Source organism: Treponema zioleckii, assembly GCF_014737315.1.
Lineage (GTDB): Bacteria > Spirochaetota > Spirochaetia > Treponematales > Treponemataceae > Treponema_D > Treponema_D zioleckii.
In genome coordinates this window covers 42,620-68,439 of sequence record NZ_JPUF01000009.1, presented here as the reverse complement: position 1 = coordinate 68,439, position 25,820 = coordinate 42,620, and the positions used below count along the sequence as shown (strand labels likewise).

The window sequence follows — 25,820 nt, the reverse complement described above, 5'->3', positions numbered from 1 at the left end:
AAGTTATAAATTCCGAATCAAGTTCAGAATGCCCAACAACGCTACAAGAGGTGGTTTCGATGCTTCGACAAGCTCAGCAACCGCAAGTTCACCCACCGTTATTTCAAATATTTTAAGACCTTTTCGAGTGGCGGAAGGTCTATGTCCGCGTCGGATTCTGGAACGCTAACCGCCTTGTAAAGTTTCCATGCCTCGTGAATCGGGTACAAAGCAGCCTCGCCTTTTTTGCTGGCAGTCTTCCATTGGTTGTATCCTGCAGACCGCTCAGTTTCAAAATTCTCCTGACAAACAGTTACTTCAAGCGGAATCCAGACTTTTTCGTCCTGAATTATGTACCTGCCGTCTTTTAGAACGCCAGCTGCCTCGTCTTTGGAAACACCAGAATCAAAAGCCATAAAAATGTGCCCCGGAATCGTGATGAAGGCCGTCTCAATTCCGATAGACTCGAACAAAGCACAATTCAGAATCGAAAGGTCGTCGCAGTCGCCGCCAGAATACAAAAGCGTCTGGTAAGGAAACTGCAAGAAGTCAATATCAGAGCTAAGCCCCGAAGTAAAAGGACTCGTAGGGTCTTTTACATAGCTGATTCCGTAGGCTTTAAGAGCAGCAAAAATTCCGCGGGCGTAGCTAATGTTCTTCGTGTAGTCACCAGTAGGATTTTTAAGAATCAGCGATTTTGCCATCTTGGAAATTTTATTCGCAGCCCCGTCGTGACTACTTACAAACGCAGCGGCCTTTCGGTCGTCGTCCCAGCTCATCGCGTTGCGGTTCAGCGCGTTAACGTCAAGAAAATACTCGTTCTTAACTGTGCGTCCAAGCGAGCGATAGGAAACGATGATTTTGCACGGAGTTTTGTGCGCCATGAGCGAATTCAAAATCGTCTCATTTATGAATGCCGTAAGATTCGCTTCAAAACTTTCGTTTCGATCAACCAGAGGAATGTTCGCGCAGACTTTAGGAAGCGTCATGTATTCGGGGATAAGAACCGAAACTTTTACGTCGGTGATTTTGTTCGACTCGCCGTTAAAAAATACAAGCGTTCCGAACGGACTTTCGTTGTAAAAGCTGTAGAAAACCGGAAAGATGTCCTGAGTTTCTTTTTCGTCAAGCTCCACGCTTGATTTAGAAAAAATTCCCCGGGAAAAACTGTAAGTGAACTTTACCCCCAAATCAATTTTTTTAGCAAAACTCTCGCCGTCAGAAATAAAATCATTGTAGCCGACGAACGCACCGGCTTTGACTTCTGGAAGCACATAAAATTCACCAAAAATTCTTCCACCCGCAAGAATTCCGCTCTGAGCCAGAGTGTTTTTCTCTGCAACTTTGGGAAACTCCCAGAATCCGAGATAAGCCTGAGCACCCGCTCCCCAGCGGTCGTGAAAGCGGCAAAGATACGAAAAAGCTCCGCTGCCGTGGTAAAGTGGCGTTGCGCTCAAAGTAAGGGCCTTAATGCCGGTGAGTCCGCCCTGCAGCGAAAAACCGATTTTGTCCCGCCCGCGAACCGTGAGCGGATAAAAATCAAGCGAAGCCGTACCCGTAAAAAAATTGTCAAAAACGCCCACCGTATGAATGTCAAAATCTGGCATGAGCGAAAGTTCAAAATCAACGGCAAAGGGTTTTGAAGCAACCACGAAGAGAAAAACAAAAATCGATGCAGGAAAATGCCATTTTTTCATTCTGCTCTCCTACTCGCCTGAAAGTGCCTTTATTTTTTTAAGACCAGCAAGAGCCGTCGCATTCTCCGGACTTTTTGAAAGTGCCTTTTCGTACATTGCACGGGCAGACCGATAATTTTTTTGTGAAACGTAAATCATGCCCATATTGTTGTAAGCAGCTACGGTGCCCACTTTTTGGTACTCCGCCAATGCCTCGTTGTACATTCCTGCACGAACGTAGCAGTCCGCAAGACGTTTTGTGTCGCCATTCTTTCGGAATTTTTTGATTAACGAAGCCAAATCGTGATTAATATAGTAGGAAGTCGCATCGTTTACGGCTTTTACAATCGAATCCTTCGGGGGATTTTTGTATGCTCCCTTGTAGCCCGTGAACGTTACCGGCGGATAAAACTCCCAAGCCGCATGAACGTTCACGAGAATCTCAGAATCTTCGGAATCTTCCTGATTTTTGAGAGCCGCATTAAGTCTCTTAGCCCCGCTCAGACGAGACTCGGTGAATCCTTTTGAAAAGTTTTTCATGCTCAGAGCGAGCCAAGTCGTGTTTTCATCAGAAACAACGTCCTCGTCTGCAAATTGATTCGTCTTTTTCTCCGGGGCGATTCCCGTGTCAACAAGAACGATAAAGTCATCGTTTAAGGCCGCGAATCCCGTTCCGATTCCAAAACTTTCCAGACACGAGCAAACGAGAATTCCAATGTCATCGTAGTCGCCGCTCATCAAAGAGAGAGTCTGCAACGGGAACTGAACCGAATCAGTCTCCTCACCATTACGGAATTTTGTGTAAGGCGTGAGCGTGTCTTCAGAATAAACAATTCCGCCAAGTCGCAATCCTTCCATAATCGCAGCGGCATATTGAAACGGACTGTTAAGCCCAGGCTTTAAATTGATGATTTCGGCCCCAGCAATGTATTTTGAAACTTCCAGAATCTCAGGGCAGCCAGTGTCAACAAAACTTGCGAGAGCTGCACTGTCGAGCCAAGAAAAACTGTTTCTGTGAAGAACGTCAATCACAATGTTCTGAACTTCCGTAACCTGCTTTCCAAGATATTTGTACGAAATTACAAGTTCTCCATTGATTTTTCCGTCTTCGCTAAAACGAAGGAATTCCTGACTAAAATCTGCCATTACAGGAACTTCAAGACTTTTGTACCGGTTCAGCACCGAAACCGAAGCACACTCTTTAGCGGCGGAAGTGTACTTTCCGGCCCTAAAGCTTACGTGAACGTCGCGAGCCTCTGCTCCGCTCATGTTCCGAACAGTCGCAAGCCCCATCTGAGCCTGCTTGTAAAGGTTTGCGAACACCGGGTAAACAGGTGCGTCCTGCTCGAAAGTGACCATAAAAGCAGATGAAGACGAAGATTTTTTGCCGAAAGAAAAATTAAACTTTGCGCTAAGCCCCGCAAAAGGAGTCGAAATAAAATCATCACCGTCAAGCGAAAATTTTTCGTACCCCCCAACGGCATTAAAAATTATGGACGGATTGAACCTAAAGCCTGCCTCAAAGAACGCACGCCAATAAGAGCCACTACCAGAATCCACGACGCTCGGAGAGTCAATCTCTGCCTTGTAGATTCCGTAGGAGCCGTTCGCGCTCACGTAAAGCCGGCTCAACGGATAATAGTAAACTCCTGCACTAGCGCCGCCCATAAAAATGTTAAAATTCTTTTCGAGACTTTTTTGCTTAACAGAAGAATATCCGCCCTCAATTCCGACCGTAAAAAGATTGAACAAATCAACGTCCGCGTTCAGTACGCCGCCAAAACCGCTTCCGAGTTCCTCATCGCGCGGAAAAACCATATTCGGAGTAATTCTGAACGCAAAATCAAGAGAAAAGGCATTAAAAGCAAGAGCAAACGCAATTGTAATCGCAGCAAAAACTTTTTTCATTTTTTTCAGCTCCAAATTTTTTATAATTTGCAAACTGAACTTAAAAGTTCAGCCTGCCGAGTGTATAACTTTGTCATGCTAAGTGTATAACTTTGTCATGTCGAGCGAAGTCGAGACATCTAGAGGAATCTGTAGATTGTAGACCTCTCGACTACGCTCGAGGTGACAAAAATGGTCATTCCGAACTTGATTCGGAATCTCCGCGCACAGTTTTTGTGCAGATGCTGAAACAAGTTCAGCATGACGATTATGACGTGAATTGTGTCATTCAAACCCAAAACCGTCATTCCATTACAAACAAGCCTACTTTTGTTTTACTCCTGTCATTTCCAGCGTGCCGTCGGCATAATGAATTACAGTTGTATAATATTTTCCGACAGGAACGCCTGAAAGATTGTCTGAAGTATACGTGAACGTGCCGATTTTCTGAACGACTCCAGTTTCGATTCCGTTGTAGAGCCATTCTTCCGCCGAATTACCAAGATTTTTAGAACAATAGAACGTATGCGCAAGAACAGGCTTGTCAGCGTAAATAATCGGTCCCTGCGAGGCTTGCGTATATCCTTTTAGACTGCACGAGAAATTTGAAGCCGTGTATTTTCCAGGATAAATGTAGATAGGATAATAACATGCATATTGGTTCCTGTGAGCCAAAAGTCTTACAAAAGACTCTTTTTCCGTAGAAGTAAATGTTGGATTTGCAGAAAAACTCGTTCCGTCGTCTGAGCGTGTCATAGAGCTAGTGCTCGAAGTGGCTACCCATTTACCGTCAGAGACATATTGGGCCTTCAGGTACATCTCCATTTCTGCCAGTGTGTTCGGGCAGGAAAGCTTAAATGAAGAGCCTGAATAGGTAAGACTTCCTTTTCCGGCACATTCCGGTGCCGTGTATATCTGTTCTCTAGTATTTCCGTTTTTGTCCCTTATCTGCATGTACAGATATTTTCCACTAGTTCCGTCGAACGGAAACTCACAATAGTTATCCCCGGATTTGTAATAAGTTGTCATAATTTCCGGGGAATCCCAGTCGATTTTGATTCCGCCCAATGTGGCATTGGTGTATGAATACAAATATCTTACCGGCACCATTCCGTTTGAATCTGTGTAAAGCCCATCACCTTCGTCCTTAAATATATTAGTTTGGAGCACCGTCGCATTGGAACTTGAGTATGAGGTATTATGCCCACTGGTAAACGTCGGTGAAACGGTGTCATAAGACAAATCAACTGTCTTCGTGTTTGAAGTTCTCTTATTTCCGTTTTTATTTATAACAACGACTTCAAAATTCCAGCTGCAATAATGGCACGGAAGAGAAATTTCTGTGCTGTTTGAGCTCTCTGGCACCGTCGCATATCCGTCATACGCATCTGCTTTTGAAGTCTTAGCATGATAATAATTCACAAGATAAGTATAGTTAGAGTTTCGGCTATATCTCTTTCCGCTTAGTGTTCCAAAAACTAACGCTACCTGAAGGTTTCTTTTTCCTGAATTCAAGACAGGGGTGTCAGTTTTAACGAGGAAACCTGCTGGCAAAGAGGTCTCTTCCGGCATTGCAGTCGAGGCTGACTGGCTTGGGTCAAACGTAAAATGCTCGCCGCAGTACGAAGACGAAAGAGGAAAAACAAGAAAAGCTGTCGCTGCAATGCAGTAAAATTTATAAGTTCCAGCCGGAAGATTTGAAATATTATGGTTGTTTCCGCCGAATTTGATTTTAGTAAATTCAACAACGGTTGATGGATTAGACACCCAATTGTCCATAGCTTCTGATTTTTCTATATTTCCGTTTGAATCAGTATATTCGACATAAAGGCTCACACCCAGAATGTTTGCTTCAGCTAATCCAGAAATACCGATATTTTTATCGCTGATGTCCGTCAGTGCGGAATCAAGCGTAAAAGTCAGTTTGTCGGAATCTTTTTTACAGGCGATTATATTTATCGCCTTGTTGTAGAAAAGAGTTTCCGTTCCCGTATTTCCGACAGAATCCTTTGCGGTCACCCTTAAATACACGTCCTTTGTTTTGTCCGCCGTAAACTGTATATAAACGAAATCGCCTTCCATTGAGGTTAATACAACATATTCAACGCCATATTTAATAGTTATGTTTTCCTCAGGAATAGAAGTAAAATTTTCGTTGTCGTAGCTGTATTCTGCCGAAACAATCGTAATTTTTTCCGTATACTTGTCGCCGTCAGTCGGATTCAGTGATTTTTTATACTTTCCTCCTGCCATGTCAGTTATAAAGTCTGTATTCAAAACTTCGTCATTACCGTTACCTAAAGAGTCGACAGCAAGCTGTAACAGCGCAATATTGTAAGTCACAGCTGTTGAGCTGCTGATTTTTAGATTCTTATCGATTCCCAAAAGCCGAAGAGGGCAGTTTGTGTCTTTTATCAAATCCGAGGTTTTGTCAAAATCCGTATTGTTATCGGCCATATCTTTCACAGAAAAAGCAAGGTTCACAACGCCGTCATCAATTCCCTTGAAAGTATATTCAAAAATGCTCTCAAAATTCAAAGAACCAGACTCATTCTGGAACTGAGTCTGATAGAGAGTCGGTAACGAAATGACTGTTGAATCTTTCTGTCTGATGAGTTTTTCCTTTACAGTAAAAGCTGAGATTCCGCTTCCTTCGTCGGTGGCTTTTACATAAATCCACACGGATTTTACGTGATGGTTCAGTACGCCGTCACTGGCAGTACTTCCAGATGCATAATTCGTAAAATCCTCAAAAGTGACCAGGTTCGTGCCGTTCACGGCATCTTCCTTTGTCTTTGCGATTCTGAGGAATTCGAATTTCGGTGCAACGTTGTCAACATTTTTGTTCACGCGAAAATCGTAGGTTCCGTTGTAGGTAAGCCGAGTTCCGTTTTTGTCGGTGACGTTCCTAAAATCCAGACGGGCAGTAACATCGGCATAGTCCTGCGATGAAGTAGCATCAAGAATTCGTTTGGATTTGTCCGTCGGTATAAACAGTGTCTTTGAATCAGCAGAAAAATATGGCGTTCCGTAGCGGTTTGAAATGTCGGAGCCGCCGCAAGAAAACGAAATGCACGAAAAATCGCCGAAGCTTTCCTCTGAAACCGGCGTGTTGAACGAGATTCGCACGGTCGTGTCCTGCTCGTAGCCCGCCGGGTTGTATGGCGGAAAGAACGCAACCGAAATGCAGTACGGACGGATGCAGATGTTCTTGGCAGCCTTTTTGAATCGGACTTTTGCACCGTAGATTCCGTCGTCGCTTTCTGTGTTGAACGAAAGGAATTCAATAAAGTCAGACGAAAGCGGCTCAAGCGCTCCGCTATCGGTCCTTGAATACGCACGCCAGCCAATGAACTGAGTGTCACCACCACTCTTGAATTCCACGGAAAATTCGTCGCTCACTTTCTTTGAAACAAGCGTTCCTGTTGTAATCTGACCTTCCGCAGAATCGCATTCAACACGAATCTCGTATGAAGCAGCCTTTGCGTATGCAATATCGTTTTCCAGCTGTTCCTTAAAATCACCAGTCTGCAAAAAATTATCGCACGAGACTAGTAGCCCCCCAAAAAACAAAAGTATAGTAAATATTAATGCGTAATGCGAAATTGAGCGTATTTTTTTCATATCACGGTCTCCTCTAATTCAAAATGGCAAGTAGTTAGAGTATTTAAAATTATAACACGCTTTTTTAATCTTTAAAGGATAATTAAAGTTTTTTCGATTTTGAACGCAGTACGCACGAATCGCCGCAGAGAGCTGCCGAATTGTGCATTTCCAACGAAATTATGTCATTCCGAACTTGATTCGGAATCCATGCTTCGACTACGCTCAACCACCGGGCAATTTCACTTTTCATCTTTCCACTTTATCTGTGTCCCATCTGCGTTCATCCGTGTTCATCCGTGTCCGCTAACCGACAGTCACCTCCCTTACCGTTCGCGAACGCACATTACTTTTCGCGTTTCGTCGATTCCGGAACCTGTTACGCGAACAAAGTACATGCCGCGGGCTACGGACTTTCCGTTTTTGTTGGTGCCGTTCCATTTAAAAGTGTGCGTGCCGGCATTTACACGGCCCTTAGAAAGCTGTCGGACAATGTTTCCGTCCAAAGTCATTACGTACACGTTCAAATTTCCGGCAGCAGGAAGTTCAACCTGAATTATGGCAGACTCTTTTGAATTCACATCGATTACATTGTTCAGAATCGAAACTCCCCCGCGCTGAGATTTTACGTCGCTGAACGAAAGCGACCACAAATCCGCGAAGGAATAGTCGCCAGAATTCATTGTGGAAGACGGCATCCAAAGCGCGTAGAGCGGAACTCGGTCTGTGGAGCTGTCTCCGTCGTGGTCAATCGTAATGGCAGAGCCAGCAGAATCCTTCACCTCAAAAACAAACTGTAGCTCATCGCCAACGGCAAAATTGTATTTTGAATTCTCAAGCCTGAAATTCCACAAAAGTGAATCGTCGTCACCCGCACTTTCGCACGACTCGGCCGCAAAATTCGCCGCAGAACCCGAAGGAGAGCTTGCAAGCGAAGTAAGTGCGGTCGGAAGCCAGATTCTCCATGAACTTCCGGTCTGTTCGTTGTAAATATTGCTCACCATTGACGAGGAAAGATTGGCTTTTTTGTCTGCCTGCAAACAAATCGTCTCGCCGTTAACCGGAACAAAGTAGCCAGAATCATCTTTTCCGCCCACAAACTGAACCTGGAGCACAACGTCGCGTCCAATTCGCAAGCGTCCGTAATTTCCAGCATTTGCACTAAAATCACGGGCAATATAGTCATAAGAATCCGAAGACTCCCCTTCACTTCCGTTTCCATGCCAGTTTTCGTTCGAGCTTTCGTCGGCATACGCATAAATCACGTTCACGGCATTGAGGGCAAAATCGCTGATTGCATGGCAAGACGGATAATCGATTGAGTTTCCGAGATAATCCTGAACGAGCGAATAATATCCGGACACACCAAAAAGATTTTCCCTGTAATGCTCAGAATCCTCGTTGTATTTTATCATCAAATACATTTTTTCTACGTCGTCAAGAGTTACAGAATGGTCAAGCGTCAAAAGCAGAGCGGTAAAATCATCGCTGCCGCCTTTTATCTCAACGTCCGTAATGGCAATTCCCGAATCGGAAGGAGAAGCAACTTCGTCCGGGGAGTCGCTCGTAAGGAAGAATTCCGAGCAGAATTTTTCGCGGAAGTCAGAATACAAAGTGGCATTAGAAGAAATTTCTCTAAGATAAGAGCCGCCGTACGACAAAGCCTTGTTGAACACAACGTAGATTTTTCCGTCGCCAATCGGCGAAAGAGTCATTGAAATTGACGGAGGAGTTACGTCCACGGACTTCATCGTCAAATCTTCTTTGATGCGATTTCCTGCAAGGTCGGTAATAAAACTGTTTTCCGACGAAAAGCTGATATTAAAGGTGGTGCGCATTGGAAGAGCTGCATCCGATGCGTTCAGCGGAATTCCAAAATAAAGTCCGTCGTCCTCGGTCTGAGTTGAGTTTTTGTCAACGTGCCTAAAAAGCGCGCTCTTTACGTTTTGAGTAATCGTGCCACTTCCAAAAGTGCGCGTTCCGAGCGAACTTTTTAGGATTTCATAAGTGAATGCAGAAGCCGCGCCGTCAAGGCTAGACCGTCTGATTCCGCCCACGGTCGCATTCGTAGAGTCAAAAGGCTTTGAGCCGCCCAAAGATTCAGGAGCATCGCTTTCGAGAGAAGAGCCATTCCACCAGCCGCTTGCGACAAGCCAGTATCGGCTGGAATATTGGTCTTTTGCGTTGTCAAAAAGATGGAATTCGATTCGTTCAAGATATGCGCTTGAATTTGATTCAACCGAACCGATTATTTCGTAATATTCCGAGTCTCCGCTTGAGAACCAAGAATCCCATTCGCTCTTGTTTTTTATGAACGGAGCAAAAATCGGGCCACTAACGTCCCAAGAGCCGTAAAGCCCGTCCGAAGCCGCATTAAGATTTGGCTTTACGGAAGCGTCAATTGCATTGCCCGCCAAATCAACGACCAACGAAGAAGCCACCGGAGTAACGAGAGAACCGAGAGCCGGGCTTTCCGCGCTGTCAATATAGCCTACCCAATTGTTAAAGCTCGTTCCGTTAACTACAACCGGCGAAGACTCGTCAACAAAGCCCGCAACAGAAACTCGCACGCGGCAAGGCTGATTTTGAGAAGTGCCTCCAACCGTCGTCGAAAACTTTCTGTACAGGGAGTGAGGTTCCGCCTCGCTCAAAGTTCCCGACCACGCTCCAGACGCGCCCAGAGTTTTTATGCCAGCCAAAACCGAGCCAGAGGCAAACGTTCCAAGAGAAGCCACCGTAAAGCCGGAAGAATTATTTTTTATTGCGCCAAGCGTACTTGTAGCCTGAACGTTCACGTCCCCGCCGTCGTAAGCTAGCGAGCCAACGTTAACCGGTTCCGAGTAAACGAATTCAATAAAGTTGTGAGAATCAAACATTTCCTGGCTGCCAGATGCCTTGTGCTCTTCCTGTCCAATGTAAGTCTTTATAAGAACAGGCTTTGCCTTATCTTCCGTCAAAGTGTAGGCATCAGGCTTTGAGCCGTTTTCAAGACCAGCGTTGTAGTTTCGGCACATCGTGTGTCCGTTTGCCGCGGTAAAAACACCCTCCAAAAATGTAAGGTCTGTTTTTAGCTCGCGATGGGTTCCGCTCCGGTCAGTCGAATCGTCCGACCCCAAAGAAGTTCCCGTAGCGTCCGTATTCCACTTGCCTGCCGAAGAAGCCTTTAAATAGAAAGAAGTTACGTCGCCAGCTGACGACGAAAGGGCCGTCGTACAAGCCGCGGTCGTGTAAACGCCCGCAAAAGCAGTCGAACCGCCTGAATATTTTACGTTCAAAAGATTTTCTGCAATCTCGCCGTTGGAATTTTCGATTTTCATGTCGAATTCAACGTAAAGCACGTTGTCAGAAACGGAGTAAGCTTTTTTAATGTGCGGCACGTCAAACTGAACGTTCGAGTTTCCGCCGCCATCAGTGCAGCCCTGAGTCGCGCCGGAAGTCTCGCTGTCCGTTCCGCCCGCCGTAAGCCATCCGTCAGAAACGGTCACATTCGTAACAGTTGAATTCAGACAAACAGCGTAAGGACTTCCCCACTGTTTTTGTGTGACCGCGCCCGTGGAATTGAAAACCGGATGGGAAGATGAATTGTCAGGAACTGTCAACGCACAGCCAGACAAATCCGCACCGTTCAAATAAAAATTCTGTCCGGCCGAGAGCGTTGCGCCTGTAGCCGAAAACGAAGCTGAAAATCCAGAAGTCTTTAGATACGAAAGTGAATCAGCCCCGTAAAAAGCAAATCGCGTGTTCGAAGTCGAGAAACGCGGGTCTGTAGCATTGTAATTCGAGCCCCAAACGGCAAAGTCGTCCGTTGTCGAAAGAGTTTTTCCCGACGAAACTGTAAGATTTCCGCAGTAAAAGTAAATATTTTTAGCGGACAGGTTGGAGTCTAAAATCATTGAGACAGAGCCGAAATCCATGTAAAGATTTTTAGAGCAGGTAATTACAGTGCCGCCAGCAGACCATGTTCCAGAAGATGATGATGAATCAGCAAGCAGCTTTACGTCGCTCTTGTACGTCTGTATTCCATTCGTCGTGTAATTTTCCGCGTACAAGTTGATAAAGCTCACCGCCGTCACCGTAAACTTGTTCGTGCCGGAGTCGGTAACGCCATGAAGAGCCACATCGCCGTTGCTCGCCGAAAGAGATTTTTCTCCCGCTCCGCTCAAGAGCACCGCACCGCCATAAACCTGCGCCCCGCTCGAAGAAATATTCTGCGTTCCAGCGGACTTTGCAAGCGTCGTCGTTCCGTTTTCAACCAAAATCGTAGAAGTGCCCGAAACGTCAGCGTCAAACTCGACATTCGACCCGCTCACGGTAAGGGATTTGCTTCCGCCGGTAACAGGTTTCTTAAAATGCACGAGAGTTCCGTTCACGCCTGTAAAACTTGAGTTTTCAGAAAGAGTGACCGCCCCTTCGTAAAGCTGGCTTGTGCCAGTTCCAGTTGACTCCACGCTGCCCAATGTCGCACCGCATTTTACGTCAAGCGAAGTGCAATTTGCCCCGGAAGCGATTTCCAAGCCCGAAGCCGCGTTCAAAGTGACGTTTCCGGCTTGTACGAGCGAATCTACCGAAGAGCCAATCTCCACAGGATTCGAAAAGACGTTCGCGCCGGCAAGGGAAATCTCGTTTCCGTCGCCGTTATAAATTTTCAGCGTGCCGGAAACTGTCATTGCCGTAGAAGAAGCGCAACTCGCGCCGGCGCTAAATTCAAGATTCTGGTAAGAACTTCCCCAGCCAAGCTGCGTCAAGGAAGAACCGTAATATTCGACCGCAGAATCATCCCCGTTTTCTACGGAAGCCGCAGTTACGGTCACATTACCGCCGATACGGACAGTCCCATTATTTACAAGAGGATTTGTGCCGGTGGAAGTCGCCGTAAAATCATAGGTCGCAAAATCCACGGTCGCATTCTCGTTCACCGTAAAAGATTTTATGTTCACATTGTCCGTAAGCGTAAGGATGTACGGGCTTGCCGTCGTTGAGCTGCCCTTCAGAACCGTAATTTCGCTCGTTCCGCCGGTGAACGCAGGATAGCCCGGAGCCGCCGCGGCTCCGTCTGCGTCGCTGCAAGACCAGTTTGCTGCATTCTCCCAGTTCGAATCTACCGCGCCGGTCCAATAATATTTGTATGAAAACCAGCATGCGCACGTCAAATTGCTCGGCTGCCAGTCGAGTACAGTCGTCGCCGAGGGAATCAAATTCAAATCATTGTCAGTGCCGCTTGAATCGACGGAATGGGAGTCGCGCACAATCGTGTATGAAAAATCAGAATCAGACGGAATCGAAGAAAAGCAGGCTTTCCATTCAGAGCCGTCCGTCGTGGATTTGAGCTGAACGGTGTTCGTCGAGCTGGCTCCGCTTGAGGAAATCGAGCCAATCGTCTGCGTCTTGCCCGCCTCGAACTGGACTTCTATCGGAAAATTCTGGCTTCCGTCTCCCACCGAAAGCGAAGCGAAAGAGTTTGAGGATTTTATTGTCGCCGAGCATTGAAACGCCACGTCCACGCCGCTCGCAAAGCCCTGCTCAAAATCGACCTCCGCCGCCGAAGAAGCAGACGATGATGTTGAGAATGAAAGCGTACCGCCAGAAGAAGCTGCAATGCCGTTCAACTTCAGTTTTCCAGAGCCTGTTACGGAATTTCCAAATTTGATTTCAGAAAAAGTTGACAAAGAATCTTCGGCAGTAAGAGTCACTTCGCCAGAACCAAAATCTACGTTTCCGGCATAGTTTTGTGCTCCGGTCGTCGTAACGGAAGAATCGCCTGAAAATGAAGTCGTTCCAGTAACGGAAAGTTCAGCGGAATCTATGCTTCCGCCTTCAGAGACTGTAAGATTCGTACCGACAGCAACACTTTGGCTAGCCCCGCCGGAAGACTGCAAGAATTTTACCTTGACGCCGGTCACGGAAAGATTGTTGTATCCGGCTACGCCGTAAATTGCATCAAATTCATCAACAGAACCTTTGTAATATTCAATCGTCGAGTCAGCCGAATTATCCGGATAGGAACTGAAATTCAGCAGGATATGTCCAGAAATTCGAATGGTTCCGGAATTATGGATAGTTTCGCTGCAAGTCAGGTTTTTGTCCGCAAAATCCACGGTCGCATTCTCGTTCACGGTAAGGGATTTTATGCTCGCGTCCGCCGAAAAAGTCAGCATGTAAGGGCTTGCCGTTTTCGACACACCTTTTAGAATCGTAATCTCGCTCATTCCGTCAGTGCTGCTCGGGGCGTTCTCGTCGCTCTCCAAAGGAATCGTCCCGTCTTCGTCAATCGCCCAGTTCGTCGGCTCGCTCCAGGAAGTGCTTGCCGCGCCAATCCAATAATATTTGAAAGCGAACCAGTTCGTTGTGGAAGCAGCCGTTTTTTCTGAAAGATGTTTTGTTGACGGCGTAATGCTCAAAGCCATGGAAGCGGCGGAATTTTCTATATATGTGTAGTCAAAATTGCCCGCGCTCGCCGCTCCTGAATACGTCCACGTTCCGCCCGAAGTGAGCGTCACGTAATGTGCGGAAGTTCCTTTGCAGGAAAGCGTGCCGCTTACCGTCTGCGTCGTTCCGCCGGCAAAGGTAATTGTTATGTCGAAAGTCTGCGTTCCGCTACCGACAGTCAAGTTTGTAAAGGTATTTCCCGCGCTGAACACAGCCGGAGAATTTATCGTTGCGCTTCCCGAAAAAGCCCCTGTAAAAGTGAGAGTTCCGCTACCAGCATTAAAAGAAACATCAGTGGATGTCGTCGTCGTGCCTGTAACCGAAAGTGAAGAAAGAAGATTCGTTCCGCCAACCGCGCCGGAAAATTCAGCATTTCCGGTTATTGCAAGTGACCTTGCCGTCGTATCGCTGTCGCTGTCCACGGTGCTTCCAAAAGAAACAGTGTCCGCCGTAATCGAAACGTCTCCCGCAAGAGTGAGCGCACCTGAGTAAGTTTGGGCACCAGTGCCAGTTTCCGAGCCATACGAAGAAACAGTTTTTACGGAAGTTTTTATAACGGCAACACCAGAAACCGACAGTGAACCAAATCCAGAAGTTCCACCAACAGCCCCTTCAAAAACAACGTTTCCATCTATCTCAACGTTTGGAATATGCACGTCATTCCAACTTGCTACCGTACTCGCAAAAGTTATGGTTCCAGCCGTTGATTTAAAAGTCAGTTTTCTATCAGAATCATTGCCAGACGCAGAATATCCGCGAACACTAACATTACTCGAATAAACTTGATTTCCCGACGTTTCGACATTCGCAGCATTGGAAAGATATTGGCAATCACCAGCAACCTGCAAAGAATTTACTTTTAAGGTTCGCCCGCGAACATAAATATCTGATGAAAATATAAGATTTGCGTTTTCTGCTTCAATCTGCCCGACACCAGATTTGCCACCACCATCTTGCACGGCATCCTCAATCGTAACATCCTTCGTGAACACAACCGTGTCACTTCCCCCAGGCACTACACTTCCCCCAGCTCCACCTTCCGTGGTTGACCAGTTACTCGCAGTCCCCCACTCGCCACTGGCGCCGCCGACCCAGTAGAACGTAGCAGCCGAAAGTGGAATTGCAGCTTTAAAACAAAAATAAATTGCGAGCAAAAAAATAAAGGCTGGCTTAAAAAGAGAATCAAAACGATTTCGAATGATTTTTTGTGTTTCTAATTTGTTAAAAGTTTTCGTATTAAACTCCAATGAACGCCCTCCGGGCCCTGCATTCCGGAAAGATAGAGTTTTCCCGATATGTTGCAGTCGGAATAAAAAATGGGCACCTAAAAACATCGCTTTTTTCAGAGTCACTTCGAAAAACCAAGCTCTTCAAAGATTCCGAATATATCCCTATCTTTTAGATATCGGTTTTATTAGAGTTTAGCATAAATTTTTAGAATTTGATGGAGCTATTTGGAAAATCTCTATAAACTTTGCAATTTCCTTCATCGTCCATAAATTCGGAAATTTCCTCGATTTTTATAACATCAGAAGTCAGCCCGGAATCATGCACGATAGTTAAATCAGCGGCAGAAATCAATGAATTCCATTTGAGTTCTTTAAAATGAGAATGGATTTCATTATCAGAAAAAGGGAAGCCGTTTCCAAGACGAACACTAATATAGGCAATCGGAGCTAATGAGCCTTTTGTTGCCTCAAGGACAACATCATAAACCTTTTTAAACAATTCTGACAAATCCAAACTTTTATTCATATCCCTATTTTCGGATAAAATTAAATTTTTTTTAAGAGCCTAACCTTTTTTTTAAGACATTTTTCATTATTTTTATTTGGCGACCACAAAAAACTCTCCAAAAATATCACGCGAACAATTTTTGACGCAGATAAGACGCAATACGTTCAGAAAAGTGCTGTTTAGATCGAATGTCGAGTTTTCTCCATGAGAGGAGAACACAGTGTCGTTTTCGCGGTCGCCTTGCTTCAGTATCTACGCCCCCCGCAATGCCGGAAAAGATTCCGAATCAAGTTCGGAATGACAGGCTTTGTAAAAACTCGACAGTGAACCTTATTATGCAAAATACAAGCGGGTCTTTTTAGACGAGCCTTAAAATGATATATTTTCGGAATGGAATACATCAAACTATTTATGAAAGGCATTGTACTTGGCATTGCCAACGTAATTCCCGGCGTTTCGGGCGGCACGATGGCTGTCGTATTCAATGTTTATGACAGGATTATTGGTTTAATTTCGCCGGATATCAAGAAAATCATACGCTCGTGGGCATTCTGGTTCCCGCTCGTACTTGGCATGGCCGTAGGAGTGCTGGCGTTCAGCAAAATAATCACCGCACTTCTCGGTAAATTTCCTGTTCCAACGAAGTATTTTTTTATCGGCCTGATTTTGGGAAGCATTCCGCTAATAATCAGAAAAATCCGTTCATCAAAATCTGAATCAAAAAACAGCGCGCCCGCAAAATATTGGTTCTTTCTTGCACTGAGTTTTTTTATTGGCCTTGCAATGGTTCTCTGCATGATGATTTTTGGCTCCGCAGACATGGATTCGGCAAAAGAAAGCGCAAAATCCCTCGCACAGACCACGCAGATTTCGCTTGATTTTAAGACTTGCTCGCTCCTGTTTTTGGCAGGCGCCGCCGCCGCGGTCGCTATGATAATTCCAGGGATTTCAGGCTCTTTCCTTCTTTTGGCGCTCGGCATGTACGGAACGATTATGCTTGCAATCAGCACGCTGAACATTCCGCTTTTAATTCCGTTCGGTCTGGGGGTTGTTGCAGGGCTGATTTTTGGGGCAGCTCTCGTCCGTTTTTTGATGGCGAAGATTCCGTCGTACACCTACGCGGCAATTCTCGGTCTGATTGCAGGCTCGGTCGTCTTAATCTATCCGGGTTTTGCCTCGCTCACCGTCATTTTGATTTCTGCAGCAACGCTCGTACTAGGCTTTGCCGCGGCATATTTTTCTTCCCGCGGCGAGTGAGCTAAAAATATTCAGGCTTACATTCCGAACGAAGTTCTAAATCTGAGATTCCGAAACTCGCTCGGAATGAAATAATTACGATTCGGCCATCCATATTCATAAGAAAAGGCGCTTTTTGTGGCGGGCTTTCCAGGGAAAAGTGGATTTTTGGGGCTTCCGACAAATCGCGATTTTGGGGAAGTTCTAAAAAGTTGAAATTACACCGATTTTAGTTCATAGGCTTTGCATTTTGCTTCGAGCTGTTTGAAGTCACAACAGAATTTTAAGATTTTTCCTGTAGAAATCTGCTTTTCGTAAAGCTTAGTTGCTTTTTGAACCACTGAATCGATAATTTTCAAGCAAAATGTATATTCAATATTCAAAAGAACTTTATACTTTTTCTCTAGCTCAGAATCTTTGTTTGACGGATTCAAATCAACCTCAGAATAAAGCCCTGATTTTATAGGAATCATTTTCTTCAAGTCCAACACTGAAAGAATATGTTTGAAAGTTCCATCCTCATTTTTTACATAAATATCGTTTGTGCCAACCACCGCATTTTTACAGTTTTCGAATATCAGAAAACGGTCTGCATCCACATTTTTCCATGCCTTGTGTTTTTCCTTTGCGGAAGAAAGTGGTATCACATATTCAATACCATTCTCCTCAACAAGTATTCCAATATAAGGTTTTGTCTCATAGCTGAACGGCTTGTAATAAACCTCACTGCAAGAATCGTGTAGTGTTTTCAAATATTTTTGGTCAATGGTGATGAATTTCAGATTCTTTTTCAGCGAGAACATTTTTACCTCAAAAAAACTAAGGCTGCCTGAAGAACAAGCAGCCTTTCTTTAATCTTCATCTCTTCACGGATTCAAACCGCAGGTTAATGGAGACCTTCTGACTTGAATATAAAACAAACCACCGTTGCTGTCAATACGCGTGTTAGCTCTCTACGTCATCGCCAATCAGTTTTGCAAAAAACAAGATTAAATTTTCATGCTCATAGTTCAAAATTTCATAAAAGTTGTTATTAACCATTAGGAAAGAGCAACTGCTTCTGAAGAAAAAATTTTCCTATCATAAGTATTGAACATATCTTTTGCAAATGAAGTGCAAAATTAGTTTTCCCCTTGCTCACGGCTCCAAATCATAACATAATTCCATAAACGGATTACCATTCTCATCCAGAAAAATATTTACTCTAGTATAAAGTCCCCCGTAAGCACAATACGAATATAGACCTTCACCAGGAAATTTTATCGACCGAGTTGCAACAGATTTTCCTTTGTGCAATAACATTACCTGACCAGAATCAGGCAACTCTTTACTCCCAAACTTACAACCCACACATTTCAGTTTCTTTTCAGGAACAATTATCGTTCTAGACTTTTCATTTTTCCATGCAACTTGCAATTCAAGTTGTAAATCCGTGTAATTACAAGTATAAACAAAAATCTTATTCTGAAAACTTTCCTTGTAGTTACATGAAAGAAAGCAAAAAGAAACTGCCAAACATAAAAATATATATAATAACTTCTTATTTTCCATAAAGAACCTCCTCTATATATTTCAAAATATCCTGTTCTTCCTTAGTGCCATTCTTTAGACCTTGCTCAGTACCTTCAAATGATAATGTATTAGAATGTTTTAACTGTTGTCGTTGCCGGTGTTAAACTTCCTAAAAATGCCGGCGAGAAATTTCCGCTTTTAGGCATATAAAAAGAGGCTTGTAATCCTTAAAATGTTTGTTAGCACAACAACACAAAAAGGAGAAGCAAGCCTCATGGAGAAATTTATGCTAAAGGCGCATGAATTGCAAGCCCAGGGATTTACTCAGAAGCAAATTGCTGAGCAATTAGGAAGAACGGACAGAATGATCAGAACGTGGTTAAATCAAATGCCACGGGAACAAAAAAAGCCAGTCAGAAAAAGTAAACTTGATGAATTCAAGCCTCTAATCGAAACTCTTGTAAGAGAGAACCATTATAATGTCCTTTTGCAGTCGCTAGCATTTTGCACCCCATTTTATAAATATATACTGTTTTACGCAAAATCTAGTGAATTTCTTTTGTTTTTATTGTTTAAAATAAATAATCTAAAATCAATACAACTTCAAATATTCTTCCCAATTATCCGGGTAAAGCTTTTTTACTAATTTTAAACTTTGTTCTGGAATAGGTTCTGAAAAATAATCAATTCCTTGTCGTTTAAATTCTTTGACTATTTCCATTTTAATTTTATGCATTTCTGAATCTAACGGATAAACAAGAAGTCTGAGCATATAAACAGGAGATACTTCAAAAAGTTTATCTGAATAATGCAAACGGGAATAATAACTTCCACTTATGTCAGCATGTTTTTGAACAATTAAATAATATGCCGAAGTAAGACTCTTATCTTTTAGATAATCAAGATCAAATAAATACCAATCTATTAAATCACGATAACATTCTTCAAGAGCTATAGCGGCTGCTGTTTCTCCATTTTCAGCTTTAATATTTATATCTGCATTTCCTTCATCACAAAGGATTTTTATTTTATTCAATTGTCTCGGCTGATAAAGTGTATCTAGGCATCTCATTAAAGGAGTCCTTCCTGACAAAACAGCTGTTCCATTGTTTGATTTTTCTATCTGACAATTTACATCTGCTCCATGTTTAATTAATAACTTTATAACTTGTTCCAAATTATCTCGCGATTCATCATAGGCATAAAATATAAACCCGACGCCAGAAGCTTCAAACAAAGGAGTTTCTCCTTGTATATTTTTTACATCCGGATTAAAACCAAGCTCAAGAAGCGCTTCAACAGATTTTACCTTTCCATAATACGAAGCTAAATGCAGAACAGAATAATATTCTTTACTATAGCTGTCTCTTACTATAGATTGATTTTTGCCAATAATTTTCTGAATTCTTTTTACATCTTCTTTTATTACAGCATCAGCCAGTTTTTTTTCTACTTCATTCTTAAATAAATTTATAGAATTCTTTTCTGCTTTTAATATTAACATCTGTCTGTGACTACATGAACAAAAAAAGAACCCAATTATTAAAAAAACGAAATAAAATTTTTTATTCATTTTTATCTCCTGTAATTTTGAAAACATTTGAAATAAATACCTCGTCTCCAGTTTTCGGATTTGAAAGATGTGCAAAGACATTAACTTTTGTTTCATAATCATAAAGAGTCTTGGATCCATCAGATCTTATTATAGTTCTATTAAAAGTATCTATATGAATATCATCAGATGATAATTTATATTCTTGCTCTACTAAGTCAGCAAATTTAGACTGAAAGTCTCCTAATTCATCAGCAGCTTTTTCAAATTGCTCAGGATTTAAACTCCTCCATAAAAAATTTTATCGGCGGAAAACTTCCGCCTTTGAAAAATTCTAAAAACACTCGTCAGTTGATTCAGAGCGGTTTTAGAACAGCAAAAACTACGCTATATGTAGCGCAATCCTTAATTTTCCCCGGAAAGCCCGCCACAAAAAGCGCCGTTTCCGGGAGAATTTAAGGATTACCCGTTGCCCCTTACCATATCGCTCGTAATTTCTTTTAGGCTTTTTACGGAATAATCGCTAATAGAAAGGATTCGTTTCCAGTCACTTTCTGGAGGCTCGGTCACTTCCTCGCTACTTTCATCGTAAACTGCGCACACGTTGAACCGGGCTTTTTTTGCCGTTCGAATGCAGTGGAGCGCGTCTTCAAAAACAAGGCTTTCTTCGCTCTTTGCCCCGCAAACTTCTGCGCTCTTCAAAAAAATCAACGGCTCGCGTTTGTTCGTGTTCAAATCTTATTCTTGATTATAATCAAATGCACAACAGACTCCCTCTTTTATTTTATCCTTTATCGACTCTAAAGAGTCTGTATCGGAATCATTCCAAGCAAATATTGGAATAACTTCATCTATATCAGTTGGCAAGATATTGAATGTAAGATATCTATATGGAGCATAATCGGCTTGTTCTACAAGCATTTCCCCTAAACAATTTTTCCATTCAACAACACCCCTATAGCAATTGTCAGTATCAACTAGAACGTCCTTATTGTACGAATGAATTGGATATTCTAACAAACACGCTTCAAGAGTTACTTTAGAAATCTGTAAGACATCACGAAAATCAGACATACTTTTCATTATTTATCACCTAAAACTTTTATATTTTATGCATCCGGCAGGTTTGCAATAGACGCTCAAATTTCATACCGCTCTGGCATTCGAACAACTTAATAAAACTATATTCGGTTGCGTATACTACAATTTACTATTGCATCCAGTTTATTTTGCTGTAGTCTGCGTATTCCGAAAGCAATGCCATTGTACTTTCCTTTAATTCAATAAGACTGTTTTCATATTCATTTCGCTGTGAGCCATCAAAGTCTTCAAGTTCGTAGCAGCGTTCAATTATGTTTTGTATTCTTGAATCAAAATGATTTTCTTCTGCGGCGGACAGCGGAAGAATGCTCTGACATTCATCAACCGTTATTGATTTTTTTATGAGAGCTTCGATTGTGCCGAGAAGAATTATCAAAAAGCATTTTTCGTTGTATTTTTCGTTTGTAAATTCTTTTACTGTCATTTTCCAGTTCCTATTAAAAATCATTCGCAAAAAATTTCAAAACATACATTTCCATACAGTAAATCTTTCTCCTGAAAATTATGTTCTGATTTTAATATTGGCAGAATGCGGTCAATTAAATTTTTTAAATACTCAGGAATCATTTCAAGGCAATTAATATAGCTTGCAAAATCTCCACGCTCAATAATAAACCTTCTCTTCCTAACGCAATCAATCGCATAATTCATTTCGGAACTGGAAGAATTTTCAAACGCTTCATAATATTTTCTTCTGTCTGATTCAGTTACTCTTGTATGTGCCACGATATTGAACACATATTCATCAAACGGAATCAGCTTTTCCTGGAAAGCAAAATGAGGTGTGATTAATATATATTTAGGAATTGACTGAATTGATTTCAGCCTCTTCGCCAAGTTATACAAGTCGCTGACAGTTGCGTAATGAACAAATCCATAGTTGGTATGCTGGCAGGAATCAATAAGTTCAAACGCCTGGACATCATTTTTGACCCTAAGCCACTTTTCATTACTATAGTCATCATATTCCGCCATTAGAGACAAAATTCTTTCTTTGAGCTCTTTTAGATTTTGCATAAAATCAACCGATTCAATGGATTTTTGTTTTTCAAGATTCTGAAGGTCATAAATCACATGCAGGAGTCTTGAATTAAAATGCTTACTTTCAAGTGTCTCCAACGGCAGAATGCACTTACATTCCCCCACGTCAATCAGCCCGTTTATGAGAGTTTCAACAGCTCCTAGTAAGATTACGAGGAAAAGTTTTTCATTGTATTTTTCGTTTGTTAGGTCAGTGATTTTCATCTTTATTTACTAAGCCTGCTTTGCAGAAAGAAAAGTTAAAGCAGTTCTTTTAGGCTTTTTACGGAATAATCGCTAATGGAAAGGATTCGTTTCCAGTCACTTTCTGGAGGCTCGGTCACTTCCTCGCTACTTTCGTCGTAAACTGCGCACACGTTGAACCGGGCTTTTTTTGCCGTTCGAATACAGTGGAGCGCGTCTTCAAAAACAAGGCTTTCTTCGCTCTTTGCCCCGCAAACTTCCGCGCTCTTCAAAAAAATCAACGGCTCGCGTTTGTTCGTGTTCAAATCAAGGCACGTAAAAATGTGCTTAAAATATTTTAGCAAATCAAGCCGCTCAAAACAGGCAAGAACACAGCTCCTTTCTGTAGCGGTGGCAAGCACGCACGGGACTCCGAGCGAATTCAGTTTTTCGAGCAGTTCCCTGGCCCCGTCTTTCAGCAAAAGAGTCTTCGAATATGCCTCAAAAATCATAAGGCGAATTTCCTCGCAGATTTTTTCGATGGAGTCCGTGATTCCGTAATTTTTTACAAAATGCTCCGCGGTCTCCGTAAGAGTGAGCCGCTTAACTTCGTCCCAAAGTGCCGGCGAAAAAGTTTTTCCGTGGCGACGAAGATAGTCGTCCGAAACAGTGTGCCAGAACGGCATTGAGTTCAAAAGAGTTCCGTCCAAATCGAAAATCGCACACTTAAAATCATCTATCCGTAAATTCATGGCGGTATTCTACAACAATTTTGCAAAGCAGAAAATCAGTTTTCTTTTTACTAAAATCACTTGAATTTTCCCCGCCACTCATCAGCATCAAGAATCAAAAAACTCACACTTCATAATTCATAATTCATAATTCATAATTCATAATTCATAATTCATAATTCATAATTCATAATTCATAATTCACACTTCCATTTGAATCACGTCTTGATTTTCTATAGAATAGTCGCATCTTCAAAGCTGTAAAAAATTTGAAGAGATATAAAAAATTTTTCTTTACGGAGATAAAGACATGGCTACACCATTGGAAAACTATCTTTCCGCTTGTAACGGCAAACCGAACGTTGCAATGACAGCTTACGTTGCAAACCTCCAGCAGGTTGCATCTGTAAATCCATCAATTGCCGCTGACATCGTTAATGAAATCGACAATCAGCGAAGCCACTTGAAGCTCATCGCCTCAGAGAATTACAGTTCTCTTGCAGTTCAGGCAGCAATGGGAAACATTCTTACCGACAAATACGCAGAAGGCTACCCGGAACACAGATACTACGGCGGCTGCGTAAACGTTGACGCTGTTGAATCGACCGCGGCAAGAGAAGCGGAAAACCTTTTTGGTGCAGACTATGCCTACGTTCAGCCACATTCAGGCGCAGACACAAACCTTGTAGCTTATTGGGCAATTCTCTCTGCAAAAGTTGAAGCCCCTGCCCTCGAAGAGCTTGGCGTAAAATCACTCAACGACCTTACAGCCGAACAGTTCGACGCTTTGAGAAAACGCCTCGGAAACCAGCGTCTCATGGGCTTGGACTACTCTTGCGGCGGACACCTCACCCACGGATACAAAATGAACGTCTCAGCACGAATGTTCGAGTCACACCCATACGGCGTTGACAAAGAAACAGGACTTCTCGACTACGACGCAATCGAAAAGCAGGCAATGGAAGTAAAACCACTCATCCTCTTGACCGGATATTCAGCTTACCCGCGAAAAATTAACTTCAAACGATTCCGCGAGATTGCAGACAAATGCGGAGCAGTATTGATGGTAGATATGGCGCACTTTGCAGGCTTGGTTGCCGGTAAAGTCTTCACCGGTGACTACGACCCTGTAAAATGGGCTGACGTTGTTACAACAACAACGCACAAGACACTCCGCGGACCTCGCGGTGCTATGATTCTCTGTAAAAAAGAATTCGCAGACTACGTGAACAAGGGATGTCCTACAGTTCTCGGAGGCCCGCTCCCACACGTAATGGCCGCAAAAGCGCTCGCATTCAAAGAAGCAAACACAAAAGAATATCAGGAATACGCTCATCAGGTCGTTAAAAACGCACAGGCACTCGCAAAGGCCTTGCAGGATTTGGGAGTCCGCTTGCAGACCGACGGAACTGACAATCACCTTATGCTCGCAGACGTTACTTCTTACGGCTTGACCGGAAAGCAGGCAGAAGCCGCAATGTTCGAGTGTGGCGTAACAGTAAACGCAAACGCACTTCCATACGATAAAAACGGCGCATGGTGGACTTCTGGTCTCCGCCTCGGAACACCGGCCCTCACCACATTGGGAATGAAAGAAGATGAAATGAAGGAAGTTGCCTCAATAATCGACTTCGTTCTCAAAGGAACAAAACCGGGACTTACAAAAGAAGGAAAACCTGCAAAAGGAAAAATCAATCTTGACCCGGCCGTAAAAGAAGCCGCTTCAAAACGCGTTCAGGCACTTTTGAGCAAATTCGTCCTCTATCCGGAATTGGATTTGGACTTCCTCAAAAAAGAATTTGTAAAATAGGAACAACATTAGGCACTTTGTAAATTACATAGAATAATTTTGTTGTTCCTATCAGTTTTGCAAGGCAAAACTGAATATGCACTGTGGGGCACTTTGTAAATTGCTAGAACAATTTTGTTGTTCCTATCAGTTTTGCAAGCAAAACTGAACATGGCACTGTGGGCAGTTTGTAAATTGCAGGCTGCTTACTGTTGTTTTGTTTATGACCTTTACACTAGATTTTGAGCTTTAAAACCAGACAAAAAAAATGCGGTAACGAGAAAAAAAGCAAGCGGCTGTGGAGCCATTCTGAAGGTTCGCAAGCGAGTGAAATGAGCGAAGTCGGATTCCTATTACCTTCAGCTTGGCTGGGCAGACGTCGCTTTTTTGTAGTGGACGTCTATTTTTTTTATACTTACAAGTCTATAATGCGTTGTTTTTATATCAAACTTGTCGTTTCATCAATTCCCATCGCAATGTTAAGGCACTGAACCGCCGCTCCGCTCGCACCTTTTCCGAGGTTGTCGAACCGGCTCGTAAGACAAATACGCTCGTCATTTCCGTAAACAAAGATTTCCATGTTGTTCGTGCCGGCAAGCGTGTTCGCAGGGATGAACGGCTCGCTCAAAACGCCCTCGCCCATGAACGGAGCCACTTTTATAAAATTAGAGCCTTCGTAATGAGAAGCCATCATTTCCCAAACGTCTTTCGCAGTCACTTTTTTTGCGAGAAGTCGCGCGTGCAATCCAACAGTAACGGTCATTCCCTCAAAATAGTCGCACACGTAAGGATTAAAAATCGGCTCAAAATCAAGCCCGGTGATTTTCTTCATCTCAGGAAGATGCTTGTGGCTTTGGGTAAGCGCATAAAGACGAGGCGAGTCAAGTTCAGGATTTCGACCTTCAGCCTCGTACAGCGCAATCGCCTTTTTTCCGGCTCCAGAATACCCCGAAACCGCATGAATCACCACAGGATAGTCTTTTGGCATGATTCCAGACTGAACCAAAGGGTAGCCCAAAGCAATAAATCCGCTGGCATAGCAGCCAGGAACTGCAATTCTGTTTGAGGTTTCGATTCTCTTTCTGAAGTCAGGAGACAGCTCAGGAAAGCCGTAAGCCCAATCAGGATTCGTTCGGTGAGCGGTGGAAGCGTCAATAATCTTTGTCTTTGGATTCGTACAGAGATTTGCGCTTTCAATCGCCGCTGCGTCAGGCAAACACAAGAACGTAAAATCCGATGAATCAATCAGCTTTCGCTTTTCTTCAGGATCTTTTCTTTTGTCCTCGTCAATCTGCAAAATCTCAATGTCATTTCGCTTCGAAAAACGCTCAAAAATCTTGAGTCCGGTCGTTCCCTCTTTTCCGTCAATAAAAACCTTTACTGCCATA

General features: G+C 43.3%; 16 protein-coding genes. 2 read left to right on the top strand and 14 right to left on the bottom strand.

Going from position 1 to position 25,820, the window contains the following annotated elements; genetic code table 11:
* Window positions 1-98: 98 nt before the first annotated feature.
* The 5 genes from JI65_RS03955 to JI65_RS03935 form a co-directional block, all read right to left on the bottom strand.
* Entirely contained in the window at window positions 99-1,676 is a 1,578-nt protein-coding gene (locus JI65_RS03955) for a hypothetical protein (protein ID WP_191014084.1), read from the bottom strand.
* A gap of 9 nt (window positions 1,677-1,685) precedes the next feature.
* Window positions 1,686-3,563, bottom strand: coding sequence for a tetratricopeptide repeat protein (locus JI65_RS03950; protein ID WP_191014083.1), 1,878 nt, complete (start codon window positions 3,561-3,563; stop codon window positions 1,686-1,688).
* A gap of 303 nt (window positions 3,564-3,866) precedes the next feature.
* Window positions 3,867-7,166 carry a hypothetical protein gene (locus tag JI65_RS03945; protein WP_191014082.1) on the bottom strand — a complete coding sequence of 1,100 codons (3,300 nt, stop codon included), beginning with the start codon at window positions 7,164-7,166 and terminating at the stop codon, window positions 3,867-3,869.
* 305 nt (window positions 7,167-7,471) lie between these two features.
* Window positions 7,472-14,818 carry a FlgD immunoglobulin-like domain containing protein gene (locus JI65_RS03940; protein WP_191014081.1) on the bottom strand — a complete coding sequence of 2,449 codons (7,347 nt, stop codon included), beginning with the start codon at window positions 14,816-14,818 and terminating at the stop codon, window positions 7,472-7,474.
* 187 nt (window positions 14,819-15,005) lie between these two features.
* Complete coding sequence (locus JI65_RS03935) at window positions 15,006-15,326, bottom strand: hypothetical protein (RefSeq protein WP_191014080.1); 321 nt, start codon at window positions 15,324-15,326, stop codon at window positions 15,006-15,008.
* A 393-nt stretch (window positions 15,327-15,719) separates the two neighbouring features.
* Between JI65_RS03935 and JI65_RS03930 the strand changes: the two genes are divergently transcribed.
* Complete coding sequence (locus tag JI65_RS03930) at window positions 15,720-16,565, top strand: DUF368 domain-containing protein (protein WP_242457156.1); 846 nt, start codon at window positions 15,720-15,722, stop codon at window positions 16,563-16,565.
* 197 nt (window positions 16,566-16,762) lie between these two features.
* On the opposite strand, the gene JI65_RS03925 is transcribed toward JI65_RS03930, so the two are convergent.
* The 8 genes from JI65_RS03925 to JI65_RS03890 all read right to left on the bottom strand — a co-directional run bounded on the left by JI65_RS03925 (window position 16,763) and on the right by JI65_RS03890 (window position 22,664).
* Complete coding sequence (locus JI65_RS03925) at window positions 16,763-17,347, bottom strand: type III toxin-antitoxin system ToxN/AbiQ family toxin (protein ID WP_191014078.1); 585 nt, start codon at window positions 17,345-17,347, stop codon at window positions 16,763-16,765.
* Window positions 17,348-17,681: 334 nt separating this feature from the next.
* Entirely contained in the window at window positions 17,682-18,095 is a 414-nt protein-coding gene (locus tag JI65_RS03920) for a hypothetical protein (protein ID WP_191014077.1), read from the bottom strand.
* A gap of 553 nt (window positions 18,096-18,648) precedes the next feature.
* Window positions 18,649-19,629 (bottom strand): ankyrin repeat domain-containing protein, encoded by a 981-nt coding sequence (locus JI65_RS03915; RefSeq protein WP_191014076.1) that lies wholly within the window; start codon window positions 19,627-19,629, stop codon window positions 18,649-18,651.
* 441 nt (window positions 19,630-20,070) lie between these two features.
* The gene (locus JI65_RS03910; RefSeq protein ID WP_191014075.1) at window positions 20,071-20,343 is read right to left on the bottom strand and encodes an HAD family hydrolase; all 273 of its coding nucleotides are present in this window, start codon (window positions 20,341-20,343) and stop codon (window positions 20,071-20,073) included.
* Window positions 20,344-20,346: 3 nt separating this feature from the next.
* On the bottom strand, window positions 20,347-20,691 hold the full coding sequence (locus JI65_RS03905; protein WP_191014074.1) for a hypothetical protein: 345 nt from the start codon (window positions 20,689-20,691) through the stop codon (window positions 20,347-20,349).
* A gap of 127 nt (window positions 20,692-20,818) precedes the next feature.
* Window positions 20,819-21,133, bottom strand: coding sequence for a DUF3969 family protein (locus tag JI65_RS03900; RefSeq protein ID WP_191014073.1), 315 nt, complete (start codon window positions 21,131-21,133; stop codon window positions 20,819-20,821).
* 20 nt (window positions 21,134-21,153) lie between these two features.
* Complete coding sequence (locus JI65_RS03895; protein ID WP_191014072.1) at window positions 21,154-21,954, bottom strand: hypothetical protein; 801 nt, start codon at window positions 21,952-21,954, stop codon at window positions 21,154-21,156.
* 35 nt (window positions 21,955-21,989) lie between these two features.
* Window positions 21,990-22,664 (bottom strand): HAD family hydrolase, encoded by a 675-nt coding sequence (locus tag JI65_RS03890; RefSeq protein ID WP_191014071.1) that lies wholly within the window; start codon window positions 22,662-22,664, stop codon window positions 21,990-21,992.
* A 289-nt stretch (window positions 22,665-22,953) separates the two neighbouring features.
* Between JI65_RS03890 and JI65_RS03885 the strand changes: the two genes are divergently transcribed.
* The gene (locus JI65_RS03885; RefSeq protein WP_191014070.1) at window positions 22,954-24,453 is read left to right on the top strand and encodes a glycine hydroxymethyltransferase; all 1,500 of its coding nucleotides are present in this window, start codon (window positions 22,954-22,956) and stop codon (window positions 24,451-24,453) included.
* A 418-nt stretch (window positions 24,454-24,871) separates the two neighbouring features.
* Here the strand turns inward: JI65_RS03885 and argC are convergent, their stop codons facing one another.
* Window positions 24,872-25,819, bottom strand: coding sequence for an N-acetyl-gamma-glutamyl-phosphate reductase (argC, locus tag JI65_RS03880; RefSeq protein WP_191014069.1), 948 nt, complete (start codon window positions 25,817-25,819; stop codon window positions 24,872-24,874).
* Between the last annotated feature and the right edge of the window lies 1 nt (window position 25,820).

Excerpts from the sequence above, each read along its gene's own strand:
- JI65_RS03905 (WP_191014074.1), bottom strand. The coding sequence starts at position 20,691 with ATGAAAAGTATGTCTGATTTTCGTGATGTCTTACAGATTTCTAAAGTA.
- JI65_RS03895 (WP_191014072.1), bottom strand. The coding sequence starts at position 21,954 with ATGAAAATCACTGACCTAACAAACGAAAAATACAATGAAAAACTTTTC.
- JI65_RS03955 (WP_191014084.1), bottom strand. The coding sequence starts at position 1,676 with ATGAAAAAATGGCATTTTCCTGCATCGATTTTTGTTTTTCTCTTCGTG.
- JI65_RS03925 (WP_191014078.1), bottom strand. The coding sequence starts at position 17,347 with ATGTTCTCGCTGAAAAAGAATCTGAAATTCATCACCATTGACCAAAAA.
- JI65_RS03950 (WP_191014083.1), bottom strand. The coding sequence starts at position 3,563 with ATGAAAAAAGTTTTTGCTGCGATTACAATTGCGTTTGCTCTTGCTTTT.
- JI65_RS03915 (WP_191014076.1), bottom strand. The coding sequence starts at position 19,629 with ATGAATAAAAAATTTTATTTCGTTTTTTTAATAATTGGGTTCTTTTTT.
- JI65_RS03885 (WP_191014070.1), top strand. The coding sequence starts at position 22,954 with ATGGCTACACCATTGGAAAACTATCTTTCCGCTTGTAACGGCAAACCG.
- JI65_RS03945 (WP_191014082.1), bottom strand. The coding sequence starts at position 7,166 with ATGAAAAAAATACGCTCAATTTCGCATTACGCATTAATATTTACTATA.
- JI65_RS03935 (WP_191014080.1), bottom strand. The coding sequence starts at position 15,326 with ATGAATAAAAGTTTGGATTTGTCAGAATTGTTTAAAAAGGTTTATGAT.
- JI65_RS03920 (WP_191014077.1), bottom strand. The coding sequence starts at position 18,095 with ATGGAAAATAAGAAGTTATTATATATATTTTTATGTTTGGCAGTTTCT.
- argC (WP_191014069.1), bottom strand. The coding sequence starts at position 25,819 with ATGGCAGTAAAGGTTTTTATTGACGGAAAAGAGGGAACGACCGGACTC.
- JI65_RS03900 (WP_191014073.1), bottom strand. The coding sequence starts at position 21,133 with ATGACAGTAAAAGAATTTACAAACGAAAAATACAACGAAAAATGCTTT.
- JI65_RS03890 (WP_191014071.1), bottom strand. The coding sequence starts at position 22,664 with ATGAATTTACGGATAGATGATTTTAAGTGTGCGATTTTCGATTTGGAC.
- JI65_RS03930 (WP_242457156.1), top strand. The coding sequence starts at position 15,720 with ATGAAAGGCATTGTACTTGGCATTGCCAACGTAATTCCCGGCGTTTCG.